Origin of the sequence: Amycolatopsis rifamycinica, from assembly GCF_000695625.1 — a bacterium.
GTDB lineage: Bacteria > Actinomycetota > Actinomycetes > Mycobacteriales > Pseudonocardiaceae > Amycolatopsis > Amycolatopsis rifamycinica.
The window spans coordinates 229,090-246,502 of the sequence record NZ_JMQI01000024.1 but is presented as its reverse complement, the minus strand read 5'-3'; the positions used below and the strand labels follow the sequence as shown (position 1 = coordinate 246,502).

The 17,413-nt window shown below is 72.8% G+C and carries 14 protein-coding genes; 13 read left to right on the top strand and 1 reads right to left on the bottom strand.

Annotation, left to right across the window (positions count from 1 at the left end):
* The first annotated feature begins 49 nt into the window (after positions 1-49).
* The 6 genes from DV20_RS11965 to DV20_RS11940 all read left to right on the top strand — a co-directional run bounded on the left by DV20_RS11965 (position 50) and on the right by DV20_RS11940 (position 5,738).
* A complete protein-coding gene (locus DV20_RS11965) occupies positions 50-907 on the top strand; it encodes an NAD-dependent epimerase/dehydratase family protein (protein WP_043779366.1) in 858 nt (285 codons plus the stop codon).
* A 40-nt stretch (positions 908-947) separates the two neighbouring features.
* A complete protein-coding gene (locus DV20_RS11960) occupies positions 948-1,364 on the top strand; it encodes a MarR family winged helix-turn-helix transcriptional regulator (protein ID WP_043779364.1) in 417 nt (138 codons plus the stop codon).
* Positions 1,361-1,810 carry a hypothetical protein gene (locus tag DV20_RS11955; RefSeq protein ID WP_051735915.1) on the top strand — a complete coding sequence of 150 codons (450 nt, stop codon included), beginning with the start codon at positions 1,361-1,363 and terminating at the stop codon, positions 1,808-1,810. Before DV20_RS11960 ends, DV20_RS11955 begins: the two co-directional genes overlap by 4 nt.
* Before the next feature lie 108 nt (positions 1,811-1,918).
* Entirely contained in the window at positions 1,919-2,512 is a 594-nt protein-coding gene (locus DV20_RS11950) for a toll/interleukin-1 receptor domain-containing protein (protein ID WP_160169712.1), read from the top strand.
* Positions 2,513-2,897: 385 nt separating this feature from the next.
* Positions 2,898-5,072: a cyclic nucleotide-binding domain-containing protein gene (locus tag DV20_RS43835; RefSeq protein ID WP_084093432.1), complete on the top strand. Its 2,175-nt coding sequence runs from the start codon at positions 2,898-2,900 to the stop codon at positions 5,070-5,072.
* 240 nt (positions 5,073-5,312) lie between these two features.
* Positions 5,313-5,738: a hypothetical protein gene (locus DV20_RS11940; RefSeq protein WP_235190795.1), complete on the top strand. Its 426-nt coding sequence runs from the start codon at positions 5,313-5,315 to the stop codon at positions 5,736-5,738.
* Between the two features lie 6 nt (positions 5,739-5,744).
* Here DV20_RS11940 and DV20_RS43045 read toward each other — a convergent pair whose 3' ends face one another.
* Complete coding sequence (locus tag DV20_RS43045; protein ID WP_051735913.1) at positions 5,745-6,575, bottom strand: SEFIR domain-containing protein; 831 nt, start codon at positions 6,573-6,575, stop codon at positions 5,745-5,747.
* Positions 6,576-6,660: 85 nt separating this feature from the next.
* On the opposite strand from DV20_RS43045, the gene DV20_RS11930 reads away from it, so the two are divergent.
* The 7 genes from DV20_RS11930 to DV20_RS11900 all read left to right on the top strand — a co-directional run bounded on the left by DV20_RS11930 (position 6,661) and on the right by DV20_RS11900 (position 17,410).
* Entirely contained in the window at positions 6,661-7,281 is a 621-nt protein-coding gene (locus tag DV20_RS11930) for an NUDIX domain-containing protein (protein ID WP_063607791.1), read from the top strand.
* 31 nt (positions 7,282-7,312) lie between these two features.
* On the top strand, positions 7,313-8,557 hold the full coding sequence (locus tag DV20_RS11925) for a helix-turn-helix domain-containing protein (RefSeq protein ID WP_043779362.1): 1,245 nt from the start codon (positions 7,313-7,315) through the stop codon (positions 8,555-8,557).
* Between the two features lie 225 nt (positions 8,558-8,782).
* Positions 8,783-9,433: a nucleotide exchange factor GrpE gene (gene grpE, locus DV20_RS11920; RefSeq protein ID WP_051735912.1), complete on the top strand. Its 651-nt coding sequence runs from the start codon at positions 8,783-8,785 to the stop codon at positions 9,431-9,433.
* On the top strand, positions 9,426-11,099 hold the full coding sequence (locus DV20_RS11915; RefSeq protein WP_043779359.1) for an Hsp70 family protein: 1,674 nt from the start codon (positions 9,426-9,428) through the stop codon (positions 11,097-11,099). Before grpE ends, DV20_RS11915 begins: the two co-directional genes overlap by 8 nt.
* A 1-nt stretch (position 11,100) precedes the next feature.
* Positions 11,101-13,734 carry a hypothetical protein gene (locus DV20_RS11910; protein ID WP_051735911.1) on the top strand — a complete coding sequence of 878 codons (2,634 nt, stop codon included), beginning with the start codon at positions 11,101-11,103 and terminating at the stop codon, positions 13,732-13,734.
* Positions 13,734-14,930, top strand: a complete 1,197-nt coding sequence (locus DV20_RS11905) for a TRAFAC clade GTPase domain-containing protein (RefSeq protein ID WP_043779357.1) — start codon at positions 13,734-13,736, stop codon at positions 14,928-14,930. The genes DV20_RS11910 and DV20_RS11905 overlap by 1 nt, the downstream gene beginning before the upstream one ends.
* Positions 14,927-17,410: a GTPase-associated protein 1-related protein gene (locus DV20_RS11900; protein WP_051735910.1), complete on the top strand. Its 2,484-nt coding sequence runs from the start codon at positions 14,927-14,929 to the stop codon at positions 17,408-17,410. The genes DV20_RS11905 and DV20_RS11900 overlap by 4 nt, the downstream gene beginning before the upstream one ends.
* The last annotated feature ends 3 nt before the right edge of the window (positions 17,411-17,413 follow it).

The following is a 17,413-nucleotide window of genomic DNA, read 5'->3' as shown; positions in this document are numbered from 1 at the left end:
GCCCGGGCCACCGTGGAGGAGGAACGGAACACGGGTGAAAGGGACAGTGATGAAGATCTTCCTCACGGGCGGGTCGGGCTACATCGGCCGCGCGACGATCGGCGAGCTGGTGCGGCTCGGGCACACCGTCGAGGCGCTCGCGCGCAGCGACCGCGCCGAGGCGGCGGTCGCCGCCGCCGGGGCGACGGCTGTCCGCGGTGGCCTGACCGACCTCGACGTGCTCGGCCAGGCGGCGGCGCGGGCGGAAGCCGTGATCCACCTCGCCCAGGCCACCAGCGGCGAGGAGGACCTGGCGGCCGCCACCGCGATGCAGGACGGCGTCGGCGGCGGCACCTACGTGCACACCGGCGGCAGCTGGGTCTACGGCGACACCGACGGCGTGCGGGACGAACGCGCGCCGTGGAACCCGCCGGCGATCGTGGCCTGGCGCGAACCCGTCGAAGACGCGGTGCTGGCCCGGGCCGCCGACGGCGGACGGCCGGTCATCGTCCGGCCCGGCCTGCTCTACGGCGGCGACAACCGCCTGATCGACATCTTCTTCGTCCAGCCGGGCAAAGAAACCGGCGCGATCCCGTACCTCGGCGACGGCACCAACCACTGGGCCCTGATCCACCTCGACGACCTCGCCCGCCTCTACGCGGCGGCGCTGCCGGCACCGGCGGGCTCGGTGTACCTCGGGGTGGGCGGGGTCAACCCGACCGCCAAGGAGGTCGCCGAGGCGTGCGCCCACGCCGCCGGGCTCGACGGGAAGACCGTCTCCCTCAGCCTCGAGCAGGCGCGCCAGCAGATGGGCCCGATCGCCGACGCGTTCGCCCTCGACCAGCAGCTCACGTCGGCCAAGGCGCAGCGTGAGCTGGGCTGGACGCCCGTGCACACCGACCCGCTGGCCGAGCTCGCCGCGGGATGAATTTGCCGCGAAGTAGTACGAAACCGTATAGTACGAAACCGTGAAGAACGGATCCGTACTACTTGAGCTGCAGCGCGCCACCCACGCGACGCTCCACCTGCTCACGACGGAGCTTGCCGATCTCGAGCTCACCGCGTCGGAGATCAACGCGTTGGGCAACCTCGCGGACGGCACCGGCCGGACGGTGTCCGAGCTGGGGGCCGCCGTGGGGACCCGGCCCGCGACGCTGACCGGCATCCTCGATCGCCTGGAACGCCGCGGCCTGATCACCCGCGGTCCCCGGCCGGGCGACCGCCGTGCGGTGCTCATCGAACTGACGGTGGAAGGCGAACGGACCGCCGCGCTGATCCGCCGTGCTCTCGGCGATCTGGAGAAGCGCGCTCTCGCCGGCCTTCCGGCGGGTGCCGTCGACGGAGCTCGCGCGGTACTGCGGGCCTTGACGGAGGCCGGCCGATGAGCCTCGACCACGCGGCAGACCGAATCCCGGCCACCGGCAACCCGTTCGACGCTCTGCTGGCCGAAGTCATGGCCCACGCGGACCGGTTCGGCCATCGCCAGCACATCCACCTGACCTGGCTCGCCGTGCGTCGATACGGCACGGACACCGCGACCGCGATGATCAGCGACGGCATCCGGCGGACGGCGCGATACGCCGGCGCCCCGCAGAAGTACAACGCGACGGTCAGCCGGGCCTGGGTCGAGCTCGTCGGCCATCACATCGCGTCCGGCGACGAAGCGGACTTCGACGCCTTCGCGAAGCGTCACCCCGCGCTGCTGGACAAGCGTCTGCTCGCTCACCACTACCGACCATCGACCCTGGCGACGGCCGAGGCGCGGTCCGGCTGGGTGGAGCCCGACCTCAAGCCGTTGCCGGGGGCGGTGATCGTGATCCCCGGCGACTGATCACGCAGTCCGAACCGGGCAAGCCCCGGCTGCGGGTCCGGCCGTAACGGACGCTCGATCTCCGGCGACTCCCACCGCGTGTCGGAACCGAGCAGCCAGCCGGGTCTCGTGCCACTGCTGGACGGATACCACTACGACGTCTTCCTCAGCTACCGCCGGTCCGGTCCCGGCAACGCGGCCCGGTGGGTGCAGCAACACTTCCACCGGATGTTGGTGGACTGCCTGGCCGACCAGATCGGCCAGGCCGCGATATTCATCGACAAGAGCGCCGAGACGGGCGTCCACTGGCCGACCATGCTCCAACAAGCTCTCGCCCGCAGCAAGATGCTCGTGGCTGTCTGGTCGCCACCCTACTTCGCGTCGCAGTGGGGCCTGGTCGAGCTGAACACGATGGTGGCCCGGGAACAGGCCGTTGGTGGGGTGACCCAGCTGGTGTACCCGCTGATCTATTCCGACGGCGAGACGTTTCCCGAGACCGCCAGGAAGCGGCAGGGCCGCCCGGTGCACAAGGTGTCCAACCCGTTCCCGTCGCTCGAGGGATCCCACCGGCAGGCGGACCTGTACGACGAGACGTGCGCGATCGCGATCGAGCTGGCCGGGCTACTCGCACGGGTGCCCGCATGGCGGCCGAACTGGCCCACCTGCGAAGTTCCGGCCGCTCCTGCGCGGCCCCCGATCGATTTTCCGGTGTACCAGCCGTGATCTACACCTTCACCACCGAGAAGCCGGACGGCCGTTTTGATCGGCTGGCCCACGACGTAGCGGTCCAGCTGGCCCAGTGGGCTTACCGGGTCCTGTACATCGACTGGAGTCCCTCTGCCGGGCCGGGCGGCGTCGCGACCCTGATCGCTGATCGGCTCGATCCGCTCGGCGCCGTGCGCACCGTGGACGTTCCGGGCGGCGGCTCTCTCGACGTCATCGCCGGCGGAACCGCTGACCGCCTCCCGGCCGACCGGGAGGCCTGGGCGCGTGCCTACGCCAACGGAGTCGCCGATTTCCTCGAGGACTGTGTCGAACGCTGGCAGGCGGTCTATGAGGTCGTCGTCATCCGGGGCGGGCGGCCGGCGATCCGAGCCGGGCGATTGCGGTGGCCCACCTGCCCGACGCGGTCGTGGTCGACTGCCACGGCGGCGAGGCGGCGGCGCTGCACGCCGCGAGCGCGAGCCGGGACCTGCTGCCCTACGGGCGTGCCCAGCTGTCGGTGCTGCCACTGCACGGGAATCCTGAAGACTACGAGCGGTGGACGCTGCCCTGGGTGCACGCCACGGTCCAGCCCGAGCGTGTGGCCGATCTCGTCGCCGGGGACGTCCGAATCCTCGCCGCCCTGCTGGCGAACGGGCTCGCGGGGACCGATCTGCTCGTCGCCGACCCCATGGCCTACGTGTTCGCCGCGGAACACCACGACGGCGTGCTGGAAGCGGCCCGGGCCGTACGCCCGGAGGTGGCGCAGTTGACGCCGGCGCACGAGGACCTCGACAAGATCCTCCCGGAACTGCTCACCGCGCACCCGACGCCCGTTGCCCGGATCCACGACGTCCTGGTGTCCGACGCCCACGTCGCCTCATGGCTCACGGATCTGCTCGCCGACACCGAATTCCGGCCAAGGGAGGCGCGGACATCCCACAGCGCCGACGCACCCGTCCGGTACCAGTGCCCGGCCGACGGCAACTATGTCTGGTACCGCCACGGCGGTGAACCGGTATTGGATTGCCCGGATCACGGGGTCGCGCTCGAAGCCGTCCCCATCACGCATCGCGTTGACGCGGGCGCCACCGAACAGCAGACGACGCCGTCGCAGGCCGTCCCCCAGGCCGAGGAGCCACGGACAACCACCGCTGAGGCGGAGGAGCACGGCCCACCCGACGGTGCCCTGGCCGCCATCCCGGCCAAGGGGGCGCTCCTGGCCTACCTCGCCGATGCCGACCGCGACTACCTGCTCGCCAGGGGCGTCCGGCGCCGATTCCGGGCGAACGATGTCATGATCATGGAAGGCGACTCGTCCGATCACGTCCTCGTGCTGGTGTCCGGATGGGTGCGGGTCTCCACGATCGTCGAGGACGGCCGTGAGGTGCTCTTCGGGCTGCGTGGTCCCGGCGAAGTGCTGGGCGATTTCGCGGCGGTGACCGGCTCGGCGCGGACGGCGACGGTGCGGGCGATCGAGCCGTGTACCGTCATCCAGCTGACCGGCGCGGAGTTCGTGGGCGTCCTGCGCGCCCGGCCCGAAATCGCCATCGCGGTGATCAAGACGGTCGCCGCGCGGCTACGCAACGCCGAGTTGGCGCGTATCGAGTCCGCAGCGTTCGATGTCAGCCGGCGTGTGGCCTCGCACCTGGTTCGCTTGGCCGAAGAGCACGGCCGCACCGTGCCGGAAGGCGTGGTCATCGAGGTCGCGCTCTCGCAGGTCGACATCGCCGCGCAGATCGGCGCCGCCCGGCAGACCGTCGCGCGGACACTGCGGGGGCTCCGGGAGCGGGGAATCGTCGAGACCGGTCGCCGTCGGATCCTCATCCGCGAGCTGCGCGTCCTGCGCGCCTTCGCCCGCTCCGAGCCGAAGGCGGAAACCATCGACCGCTACCCACAAGCCCCAGCCCTACTGCGCAGCCTCGGCGACGCCGCGGAAGCTCCTGACCTCGACGCCGCGCCCGAGCAACACGAGTATGCTCGCACCGGCTCGCAGGAGGCGCCGAAGCCGTACTGGCTGCGTGGCCGCGATGCCGACGTCCAACCCGAACGACAGCAACTTCGTGATCTCGACGATGGTGTGCGTTGGGCGAGCGGTACGGCACGTCCGGAACGGCGGATTTTTCTCTGTTATCGAGCTGATGATGAACAATTCGGAGCCAGACTTGTCGACAGCGAGCTGGCCCGGGAGTTCGGCTCGGACACGGTGTTCTTCGGCAGCCGCTCGCTCGCCGCCGGCGGGGACTGGCGAAGGGACACCTTTGAGGCGGTCGCTTCCTCGAGCGTGCTCCTCGTGCTCATCGGGCAGCACTGGCTCACCGCTGCGGACGAACGCGGCCACCGACGGCTGGACGATCCGGATGACTTCGTGCGCCGCGAGATCGAACTGGGTTTCGAGCTGGGGAAGAGAATTATACCGGTGTACCTCGGACGCTCTCCACTCACACCCGACGAGCTGCCTGCGTCCCTGCGGACGCTCGCCACCATCCCGGGTATTACAATCGAGTTCTACAGCAGAGAGTCGGGTATCGCCAGGCTGGTCGCGCAGCTACGCCAACAGATCCCGTCACCGAGTAAGTAAGTCACGTCGAATTCGAAGCCATCTGATGCGACAGCCGACCACTGGCCACGTGCGAGGACTTGCGCCTGCGCTGCGCCGTTGCCCGGATCACAGGCGGTCGTCACGGACGGTGACTGCCGCCGACATCGGCCGGGGGGCGCTCTGCCGATTGCGGCACCAATCACACCGGTGTTTTTCGGCGAACGGTGACGTTCCTGCACCGATCTCGGCCCACATTCGGAGGATCCGCCGGGTGCGGGCATGTCCTACGATGAAAGAATGGGGAGGAAACGCAAGAAGAAGTCCGGGATAATCGGCCGCTACTTCGGCTACCTGCTGTTGCCCGTCATCGTGTACGGCTGGGCGTCCGGCAACATGAGTGCGTCCTTCATCCTCATAGCGTCGTCACTGACGTTCCTCTACATGCTTTTCGCGGTGCCCGCGTGGTGCATGGCGGAAACGCGGCAAGGTCTGCCGTGCCGGCGGAACTCCAATGGACTGCTCCTCGGTTGCTCCATCCGGGAGCACAAGTGGCAGAAGCTCAAAATGGCCTTTCGCGCCGGCAAATGGGGTGAGCTGTCCGGCAAGTTCTGGAACAACACGGCCAACGCCGCCGCGGCGGTCAGCGCTCTGGCCGGTGTCGGGTCCGCGCTCGCCGCGGTGATCACCCTCGTGACGAAGAAATAGCTTCCCTCAGGTCAGGTATTCGAGCAGTTTCCGCGCGCCGACCGCGGTCAGTTCTTCGATCTCGTAATGCGTGTTGCCCGTCGGGCCCACCCAGTCCGGGAGTTCCTCGGCCGAGCGGCCCGGGAGGACGATGGGCAATTGCTTGCGCAGGGCCGCCGCGTGGTCCTTGTAGCGCATTTCGCGCAGCAGCTGGGCTTCCCAGCGGACTCCGCGGCCTTCGCCCGGCGGGGCCTCGCCTTCCGCGCGCTCCTTGAACGCCGGGGAGGCGATCATCAGCACGTACTTCGCCCGCCGGATCTGCTGGTGGGTCCACTGGGGCCAGTCGCGGGGCTCGCTCGCGGCCCACAGGTCGATCTGCGCGTCGATCCCGTTTTCGCGCAGCAGGCGCCAGAATCGGCGGACGAGGTCGATGTGCTCGGGGTTGTCGTGCGCGTACGAGATGAACACCGTGAACTCGCCGGCCGCGGCGTCCGGGTCGATCTCCGCCGGGGCCTCGGCCGACGACACGAAGTTCGTGATCTCCTCGCCCGCCGTCTCGCCGCCGACGTCGAGGGATGCGCTGCGCGTGCCGAACCGGCCCTGGACCTTGAGCTCCCCGACCGTGGCCGTCAGCTCGGCGATCGTGCGGGACAGCGCGAGGATCGTCTTCCGGCTCCACACCAGGGCGACGGCCGTCGTCGCGTTGGTGCCGATGACCAGGGCCGCGTCCGTCAGCGGGCTGCGGTGGCCCGGCAGCGGGATCGCGTCGCACTCCGCGGTCAGCCGGGTGGCGAGCGACGCGGGGACGGCGACGAGCGCCGGCAGGGCCGAAGGGACGAAATCGGGATCGGAAGACACGGGTGGAGTATCGCGGCGCGCGAAGCCGGGGCGCAAGCGAACGGAAGGCCCGGGCGAACGCCCCCTTCGGCGATAGGCTCGCCCGATGCCGCTGAACGAAGACCGCGCCGAACCCGCCTGGCGGCGGCTGGCCACCGAGGTCGTGCACCGGAACCGCTGGTTCGAGGTCCGGCGCGACGACGTCGTCCTCCCGGACGGCAGCCGGGGCGCCTACGACCACGTCGTCGTGCCCGGCTCGGTCACCGTGCTCGCGATCGACGACGCCGGCCGCGCGGTGGTGACGCGGCAGTGGATCTACACCCACGGCGCGGTCCAGTGGCGCCTGCCGGGCGGCGGCATCGAGCCGCGCGACGCCGGCCCGGCGGCCGCGGCCCGGCGGGAACTGGCGGAGGAGACCGGCCTGCACGCGCGGCGGTGGGAGCCGCTCGGCCGCGTCCACGGCGCGGACTCGGTCAGCAACCACGTCGACTGGATGTTCCTGGCCACCGGCCTCACCAGCCACGCCGCGGCGCTCGAACCCGGGGAAGCGGACCTGCGGGTGGTGCGCCTGCCGTTCGGGGAGCTGCTGGACCTCGTGCGGGCGGGCGAGGTCCCGCACGCCGCCAGCGCGCACGCCGTGCTGGCGACCGCCCTGTGGCGGCGGGACGGGCGCGATCGGGTGGCTCCGGGAAACGGCGACGCGGTGAGCAGCGACGTGTCAAGCTGAAGGGAACACCGCACGCGGGGAGGTGAGCGTCATGGTGTCCGCCGCCCGGTTCGGCGCGGAGCTCCGGAAACGCCGGGAGGCCGCGGGCCTTTCGCTGGCCGGGCTGAGCGAGCGCGTGCACTACAGCAAGGGCTACCTCAGCAAGGTCGAGAACGGCCTCAAGCTGCCCACCGCGCAGCTGGCCCGGTTGTGCGACAGCGCGGTCGGCGCCGGCGGCGAACTGGTCCGCCTCACCGAGAAACCAGCGCCCACCGGGCCCCTCGACGTCATCCCGGCCGACGTCGGCGCGTTCCGCCCGCGGGAGGAAGACGCGCCGCCCGGATCCGGGGCACCGCCGGAACCCGGCGAAGACGCCCTCGCCGACGGGGACGCCGCCGTGCTGGTGCCCCTGTTCCGCGACCGCCTCGAGTCGGCCCGCAGGCTCGCGCAGCTGGTCGGGGCGCCGAAGGTGCTGCCCGGCCTGATCGCCGACACCCGGGCGGTGCGCCGGATCGCGGCCGCCGACCCGGGCGGGCAGCCGGACCTGTGGCTGCTCGCCGCGCGGTTCGCCGAGTTCACCGGCTGGATGACCCAGGAAGCGGGCGACGACCCGGCGTCGCTGCAGTGGACCGACGTCGCGGTGCGGATGGCCGCGCTCGGCGGCGACACCGCGATGGAGTCGTACGCGATGGTCCGGCGGGCGGACGTGACCCTGCACGCCGCCGACGCGCTGGCGACGATCGACTGGGGCCGGCGCGGCCAATCCGACGAGCGCGTGCCCGCCCGGATCCGCGGGCTCGCGGCGCAACGCGAAGCGCAAGGGCACGCACTGGCGGGGGACCGCGCCGCGTGCGAGCGCGCCCTGGACCGCTCGGCGGCGCTGCTCGCCGAGGCGGCGGAGACCGCCGGGGAGCCGGTGCTGGGCACCACGACCGCGCCCGACCTGCACTCGCTGATCGTCGGCTGGTGCCTGCACGACCTCGGGCACCCCCGGGAGGCGGCGGAGATCCTCGACCCGGTCGTCGCCCGGTTCGCCCCGGACGCCCGGCGCAACCTGGTCCGCTACGCCACCCGGGCCGCCCTCGCGCACGCGGGCGCCGGGGAGCTGGAGCGCGCGTGCGAGCTGATGGGGACGGTCGCCGACCAGTTGCCGCAGCTGGGTTCGGCCACGATCCGGCACGACGTCCGGCTGTTCGACCGGCTGCTGGTGCGCTGGCCGGGCCACCCGCCCGCCCGGGCCATGCGGGGGCGCCTGCTCCGCGCGCTGCACGCGCCGGGGGTCACCCCGGAAGCCTGACGCACTACCACAAACCGGGCGAGCGCAAAAGGACAATTTCCGGTCATTGTCCCGCCAAATCTGTTGACCGGTGGACAATACCCTCGGCTCGGCCGAACAGTCCCCCGCCATTCTTCGGAAACGCTCGCAGGGGAACGACCGGACGCAGTAACGTGACGACCCGTCGCCCGCGACTCACCGGGGGGCCGGGTGACCCAATCACGAGTGAATTCGAGGAGTTGTGGCGTGAGCGAAGCGCAGCAGGCCGAGCCGGTGGACCGCGTGCTCGAGGATCCGCCGCCCGCCGAGCCGCCCGCGCCGGAACCGGAGCCGGAACCGGAACCGGCGCCCGAGCCGGGGGCGGCCGTGGCCGAGGCGATTGCCGCGCTGACCGAGCAGATCCGCGCCCACCACGCCCGCGCCGAAGCCCGCGAACGCGTCATCGACCAGCTGCACGCGGAGGTCCTCCGGCTGCGCGCGGGGGAGCAGCAGGTCGTCCTGCGCCCGGTCGTCACCGATCTGCAGAACCTGCGCGGGGAAATTCTCCGGCAAGTGCGGACGCTGCCCGACGGGATGGACCGCGAGCAGGTCGTCCGCCTCTTGGAATCATTTGCGCTGGACGTCGAACTCGCGCTGGAAAGGTGCGGTATCGTCCCCGTCCGGCCGCGCACGGGAGAAAAGTTTTCCGGCCGGGAACACCGGGCGGTGAAAGTCGTGGAAGCGGCCGCCGCCGAAGAGGACGGGACGATCGCCGACGTTCTCGCCGACGGTTACCGGGACGTCGCGTCGGGGCGGTCGGTGGCGGCGGCGAAGGTCCACGTCCGCCGGTGGACGGCCCCGGCGGCCGAGCCGGCGCCGGGCAACGAGCACGAACTGGAGGAACGCACGGATGGCTGACGAAACGCTCCGCGTCTTCGGCATCGACCTGGGCACGACCTACTCGGCGATCGCCTACGTGGACGAGAGCGGCCGGACCACGGTGTGCCGGAACACCGACAACGAGGAGACCACCCCGTCGGTGGTGTACTTCGAGAACGAGTCGAACGTGGTGGTCGGCTCGGTCGCCAAGGAGTCCGCGGTCACCCAGCCGGACCGGGTCGTCTCCCGCGTCAAGCGCGAAATGGGCACCAAGGCGGTGTTCGACTTCGACGGCCACGCGCACACCCCGGAGTCCATCTCGGCGCTGATCCTCAAGCAGCTGGCCAAGGACGCCGCGGAGTACAGCGGCGGCGAAGTCGCGAAGGTGGTCGTCACCGTCCCGGCGTACTTCGGCATGCTCGAACGCGACGCCACCAAGAACGCCGGGAAGATCGCCGGGCTGGACGTGATCGGCATCGTGCCCGAGCCGGTCGCCGCCGCCCTGCACTACGAGGCGACCACCGGCGCCGACAACAAGACCGTGCTCGTCTACGACCTCGGCGGCGGGACCTTCGACACGACGGTCATCCGGGTGTCGGCCGAGGAGATCGAGGTGGTCTGCACCGACGGCGACGACCGCCTCGGCGGCGCGGACTGGGACGACCGGCTGCGCGACCACCTGCTCGCCGCCTTCACCGCGCAGGTGCCGCCGGGGACCGACCCGGAGGACGACGAGGAGTTCCTGCAGTCGCTCGCGACCCTGGCGGAGAACACGAAGAAGCAGCTGTCCAAAGTGGATTCGCGACCGGTCGCGCTGCGCGGGGCCGGCGCGAGTGCCCGCATCGACGTCACCCGCGCCCAGTTCGAGGAGATGACCGAGGACCTGCTCGACAAGACGATCGACATCGTCCGCCGCACCCTCGCCACCCTCGAGGAGAAGACGCCGGGCGCCGCGATCGACGAGGTCCTGCTGGTCGGCGGGTCGACGAGCATGCCGGCCGTCACCACCCGCCTGCGCGCCGAATTCGGCTGGGAGCCGAAACTGCACGACCCGCACCTGGCGGTGGCCAAGGGCGCGGCGCTGTACGCGCTCGGCCGGGTCGTCCACAAGGAGCAGGAGGACGCGCGGGAGCAGGCGAGCTCGGCCGCCGACGCCGAAACCCGCGCCGCCGAGGCGGTCGGCGACCTCGAAGCCCGCACGGGCATCGCGGCCGGCACGCTCCGCAGCCTCGCCGCGAAGCAGACGCGCAACGTGCTGCCGAAGGCGTTCGGCGTCAAGCTGCTGGACACCAGCGACCCGGACTGGGAGCGCAAGCCGGAGCGCCACTACGTCGCGCACCTGGTGCACGCCAACGACGCCCTGCCGACCGGCGTCCAGGTCCTCGACGCGCGGACGGTGTACGAAGGCCAGCAGGAGATCGAGGTCGAGCTGTTCGAGCAGTCCGGCGCCGTGGCCGGGCCCGAGCTGAGCGAGAACAAGTTCCTCAACGAGGGCAAGGGCAGCATCACCGGCCTGCCGCCGCTGCCGAAGGGCTCGCCGCTGAAGATCGAGATGGAGGTCGACGACGAAGGGCTGCTGCGCGTCGAGGCCACCGAACCGAGCACCGGGAAGTCGCTGCGGATCGAGGTCCGGGTCAGCGTCCTGTCCGAAGCGCAGATCGAGGAAGCGACCAAGACCGTCTCCGCGCTGACGGTGTCGAGCTGACATGGTCCCGCCCTTCGATCCGAAGGCCTACGAACAGGCGGTGGTGAAACCGCTGCGGGGCTGGAACGGCCGCGAGCTGCCGGACGACCTGCTCGCCCGGTACGCCGTCGACCTCGCGATGACCGACCAGGAGCTCGAACGCCGGCTGCGGGAGGTCCGCTCGCGCTGGAACAAGGGGCTGACCAGCCCCGGGTTCGCGCAGAAGGTCTACCGGGCGTTCCTCAAGGCCGACGAGGCGCTGCAGCAGGAGCACGGCGGCGAACTGGCGCGGATCGCCTTCTGGCGCGCCTACGCCGCCGACCGGAAGGACGCCAACCGGCAGCGGATCGAGGACCTCGCCAAGACGCTGCGGCAGAACTTCGGCGCGCTCGGGCTGATCGCGCCCGGGCAGCTCGACGCGACGGTCCGCGCGGCCTACGGCGCGCTGTCGCCGGACGAGGTCGACCGGGCGCTGGCCGAGGCGGGGGTCGACCGGCGCGCCCCGGTCGAGCTGCCGAAGTCCAGCGGCCTGCTCGACACGACCTACCGGCACCTGCGCGACCACCTGATCGACGCGGGCTGCTCGAGCGTCGTCGAGCTGCTGCGGGGCGAGCCGGCGCCGTTCCGGCTGCTGGACGGGGGTGCCGCGGCCGGCGTCTCGGCGGTGGCCGTGGAGCGGGCGGTCGCCCGGGAGAACCGGCGGGCCGGCAACCAGGGGGCGCGGCAGGCGCTCGGCATCCTGGCCACCGCCGCCAAGGCCGGTGCCGACCTCGGGAAGCTGGCGCTGTTCCACCTCCTCGACGACGTCCGCAAGCAGCACCGCGCCGGGGTGCCGGCGAGCGCGCTGCTGAAGCAGCTGCTGGCCACCCGGTGGGACGCCGTCGAGGCGCGGCTCGCCGTCTTCAGCGTGCTCAACGAGTCCGCCGGGGCGCCGATGGGGAGCCTGGCGGCGGTGCGGGAGCTGCTGGAGGCGGGCCGGCTGGTGGCCGCCCGGCAGCTGGTCTCGTCGATCAGCGGCGCCGAGGACGCCGCCGCGGCGGCCGAACTGGTCGAGCGCCAGCAGGCACGGGTGAACGAGCTGGTCGAGGGGGCGCGGCGCGCCCTGCGCGACGGCGCCGAGGCCGACGCCGGCCACCGCTACCGGCAGGCCGTGGCGCTCGCCGCCGACGACGAAGACCTGCGCGCCGAGCTGCGCCGGATCCCGCCGGAGCCGGCGTTGGCCCTCGATGCGCGCGAAGAAGGCATCGCCGTGCGGCTTTCGTGGCGCCCGGCGCCCAGCCACGACGACGCGACGCGGTACCGGCTGGTCCGGCGGGAGGGGCGGGTGCCGACCGACGCGGACGACGGCGTGGTCATCGCGGTCGAGTCCGGCCGGACGGTCGGCGTCGACCCGAAGGCGCCGGCCGGGACGAAGCTCGGGTACGCGGTTTTCGCCTCGGCCGAAGGCGCTCCCTGGTCGCGGCCGGTCGGCCGGGTCGTGGAGGTGCTGCCCGGCGTGGCCGACGTCCGCCTCTGTTTCGCGGACGGCGCCGTGGAAGGCGCGTGGTCGGTGCACCCCGACGCGATCGCGGTCGACGTGCGCCGCGGTGACGGCGTCGCGGTCCGCGTGCACGACCGCACGCGGTTCCGCGACCGCACCGCGAGCGAGGGCAGCGAACACGTCTACGGCTTCGTCGCGCGGTACCGCCGCGCCGACGGCACCGAAGCGGAGTCCGCACCGGTGCGGGCGCGGATCACCGCGGCCGGGCGGCCGCAGCCGGTGCGGGTGCTCAGCCTGCGCCCCGCCGTCGGCAGCGGCCCGCGGATCCAGCTGTCGTGGAAGGCCCAGCCCGACGCCGAGGTGGTCATCCGCCGGGCGAGCGTGCCGTGCCCGTGGGAGTTCGGCGCCGTCGTGCCGGCCGCCGAACTCGCCGGTTACGGCGAGGAGGTCGCCGGACGGCGCGACGAGCGCGACGGCTGGCAGGTCCTCGAGGCGGACGTGCCGACCGGGAACTACCGGTACGTCGCCTTCACGATGGGGCCCGACGGCGCGATCCGCGGGCACGACGAGTCCTTCGGCATCGCCCTGCCGGTGTCCGGGGTGCGCCACCAGCGGTTCGGCGACGACCTGCTGCTGGCGTGGGAATGGCCGGAGCAGGTCGGCGCCGCCGAGGTCCACTGGACCGGCACGCGCGGCTCGGACCGGATGTTGCTGACGCGGCAGCAGTACCAGACCGCCGGGGGCTGCCGGATCCCGTGCGGGCCCGGGGCCGCGACGGTCAAGGTGCGGACGAAGGTGCAGACCGGCGCCGGCGAATGCGTTTCCCCGTTCGTCGACGTCGTCGTCGCGGACCGGCCGCCGACCGTCGGGTACGCCGTCGAAATGTCGCGCCGGCCACTGGTCGGCGGCGGGACCGTGCGCGTCCGGCTCGACGCCGACCAGGAGATCGCGCGGTGCGCCGTCGTCGTCGTCGCCGCACACGGCCCGGTGATGCCGCGCAGTCCCGGTGACGGCGTCGAGCTCTTCCGCGGCGAGCGCACCCTCCGGCCGGGCCACCAGGTCGAACTGGCCGCGGAGCTCCCGCGGCTGCGCAAGCCCTACTGGGTGCGGTGCTTCGTGGAGACCGAGGGTGTCCGGGTCACCGATCCGTCCGTCAAGCAGCTGAAGGTGTCCTGATGTCCAAAGTGGCCTGTCCATACTGCTACCACCGGATCGACGGGAGCAAGCTGCGGTTCCAGTGCACGGGCCGGGCTTCGCCGGGGCGCGACCGGTGCAAGCGCACCCTCGACGAGGTCCGGCAGCGGCTCACCGGGTACAACTCCGACTCGCTGCCGACGTTCCCGCCGCCGGAGACGCGCAACCCGCTCCCGGTGCGCACCGCGCCGTGCCCGGACTGCGGGACGTCGACGGGGATCCGCGCCTGCCCGGTGTGCCACACGCCGTTGCCGGCGAACTTCGCCGAAAGCCGCAGCCCGCTGATCGGCATGGTGGGCGGCAAGAGCGCGGGCAAGACCGTCTACACGACGGTGCTCGCCCACGAGCTGCGCAACAACATCCGCCGCCGGTTCGCCGCCGACATCTGGTTCGCCGGCGACCAGCAGGGCGGCAGCGGGTCGGTCAGCGACTGGCTGGCCGGCTACGAGCAGGCGTTGTTCAGCGACCGGCGGCTGTTCGAGTCGACGGCGAGCTCCGCCGACGGGCTCAAGGTGCCGCTGGTGCTGCAGTGGCGCCAGCCCCGCCGCAGCCTGGGCCGCGAGGTGCACAGCACGACGACGCTGTCGTTCTACGACGCCGCCGGCGAGGACATGACGACCCAGGAGTTCGTCAACGCGCAGGCCTACCTCACCTCGGCCGACGGGCTCATCGTGCTGCTGGACCCGTTCCAGCTGAAGGGCTCGCTCGACCGGATCACCGTGCCGGGCCGGAGCCGGCAGGACGCGGACCCGCCGATCAACGTGCTGACCCGGATCACCGAGCTGCTGCGCAGCAGCGGCGGGGTCAGCGCGCGCCGGAAGATCACCACGCCGATCGCCGTGGTGTTCTCGAAGTTCGACGCCTTCTTCCCGATGCTGGGCGACGGGCACCCCCTGCTGCGGCCGGCGCCGGCCGGCCCGCGCTACGACGAGGCCCACGGCCGCGACACCGACGAGCACCTGCGCGCGTTCCTCACCGACCTGGGGGCCGACGACATCGACGCGCACCTGCGTTCCCACTACAAGAAGTTCCGCTACTTCCCGGTGTCCTCGCTGGGTGCCGAACCGGACTACGACGAAGGCCGGGTCGACCCGGGCGGTGTGCGGCCGTTCCGGGTCGACGAACCGCTGCTGTGGCTGCTCGGCCTGTTCAAGGTCATCGACCGGAGTGCCTCGTGAGCGGGCCGCCGGAGTTCGGCTCGCTGTACTACACCGACTGCGTGCCGGGGCAGGGCACCCGCGGCGGGGCCGGGTTCCAGTTCCAGGCCGTGTCGCCGGGCATCGCCCACGACACCATGTCGCTGGTGCAGCGCACCTGCCTGTACGAGCCGCCGGTGGCCTGGATGCGGGAGCAGCGCGACGTCGCCGAGTACCCGCCGTCGCTGACGCACGTGTTCGACGAGGGCGTCTACGTGACCGCCCGCGGCCGGTACCTGGGCGCGGAGGCCAACGGGGCGCGCGAAGGCAACCAGTTCACCCATGCCGTGGTCACCACCGACCCGGAGGCCTACGGCCTGACCCGGCCCGCGCAGCTCTGGGACGCGCCGTGGTGGGCCGAAAGCCCGGCGCCGACGACCGAATGCGACCCGCTGCCCGCCGACCCGGCGCCCGGCCCGTGGGGGCTCGACGCCGTCCGCGAGTGGGTGCTCGGCCGGCCCGGCGGCGAGGAATGGCTGCTGGCGGTGCATTCGGCGCTGGACCGCCTGCACACGCCGGAAGGGCGGCGGGTGCTGTTCGTGTCCGACGACGCTTCGGCGGTGCTCGGCTGGCTCGCCGCCGGCACGGTGCTGCTCGCCCAGGCCCGCGCCCTGCGCGTCGGGTTCCGCGTGTTCGCGGCGAACCCCCGCCAGAGCCGGCACGACGTGCTGGCGGTGCACGACGACTGGGCAGGCCCGCTCGCCAACCCCGAGCGGGACCACGGGTTCCTCGTCTTCAACCTCACCACCGGACGGCACTCGGCGGTCGAGCCGACCGAGGGCGCGCGGCTGTGGGTGCCGCGGTTCCTGCGGCAGGACCCCTACGACGTCGTCGACGCGATCGAGCTAGCCCAGCGGTTCGCGGGGGACCGGGACCGCCCGGACGCGGTGGACCGCCGCGTGGCCGCGCTGGCCGTGCTCGGCGAGCCCGTCGAGCACCCCGTGCACGCCGCCGAGCTGGTCGGCTGGCTGGGTGGCCGCGCGGCCACCCAGCCGGAAGAGGTCGTCCAGCCGATCGCGGAGGCCGCGTTGCGCGCCGGCCTCGACCTCCGCGCGCTGCGCGGCCTGCACGAGGCGGTGCGGCGCCACGGGATCGGGCCGGAGCTCGCCCGGGTCGAGCGGGCGGTGTTCGCCGCGGAGCTGGCCGCGCTGACCGGCGCGCCGATCAGCGCGAGGCCGGACGCGACGAAGGCGGAGCTGGCCGCGCGGGCCGCCGACGCGGTGGCGCCCGAACGGCTCGACGACGTCCTGCTGCTGGCGACCCGGTTCGACGCGGCGCCCCGGATCGCCGAGTTCCCCGCGGGAGCGCACCGGTTCGCCCGGTGGTGGGCCGACCACCCGGACGCCCCCGTCCGGCCCGAGCGGTGGTCCTGCGGCGGTGACGTGGTCGACCTGGTGCGGGACGAGCTCACCGCGCGCCTGGCCGGGCCCGACGCCGGGAAGTGCCGAGCCGCCATCGGCGAGCACTGGTGGCGGCGGCTGCTGCCGGCGGCGACGGACCCGACCGCGGACCTCGACGCCGCCGTCACGGCGGCGGCCGTGGCGTCCGGCGGCCGGGACGTCCGCCGCGAGACGATCACGGAGGTGCTCGTGCGGACGTCCGCCCTCCCCGCCGAGCACCGCGGCGAGTGGGCGTGGCACGCGCTGTTCACGGAGTCGGCACCGACCGCCGAAGAGCTGACGGCGTTGCTGCGGACCCTGCCGGCGGGGCCGATGCCCGGGCCGCTCGAGGACGTCGTCGCGGCGGTGCTGGACCAGCTGGTGGGGGAGCGGCCGACCGCCGCCGAGCTGGACGTCCTTGCCGAGGTGTCCGGCCGCAGCGCGCTGCCCGGCCGCAGCCGGCTGGCCGGACTGTCCCAAGAGGACGCCGGCGTGCGCCGCTGGCTGGCCGCGCTCGGCGAGGGGAAGCCGGTGCGGCCGAACGCTCTCGCGCAGGTCAGCCGGCCGGTGCTGACCGCGCGGGCCGCGGACATCGCGGCGGCGCTGCTGGACCGCGTGCGGCCGGCGGAGGCGACCGCCGTGGTGGAGCGGGCCGGACCGGACCTGCTGGAGGTGCTGCTGCGCGAGCTGCCCCGGCACTGGGACGACCGCGAGCAGGCGCGCCGGGCCGACGTGGCCGCGGCGCTCAGCTTCGTCGTGATCGGCCTGCCCGCCACCCCCGACGCGGCCGCGGGCACGGCCGAGCGCGTGCTGCTGAACTGGCTGAACGCGGCCGGGCGGGACCGGCAGCCGCGGATCGCGCAGGTGCTGCGGGCGGCCGGCGAGGACCACGCCACCCGCTGGCACCGACTGCTCGACAGCCGCGGGGCCCGGGGCACCACCGGTCAGACCGAACGCGCCAAGCGGACCGCGCGCGACGGCGCGGCCCGGGCCGGGCAGCGCGCCGAAAAGCGGGCCGCGGACGGCGACGGCGGGACGGCGAAATCCGGCTGGCGGCTCCCCGGCTTCCCCAAGGGACGGTGAGCG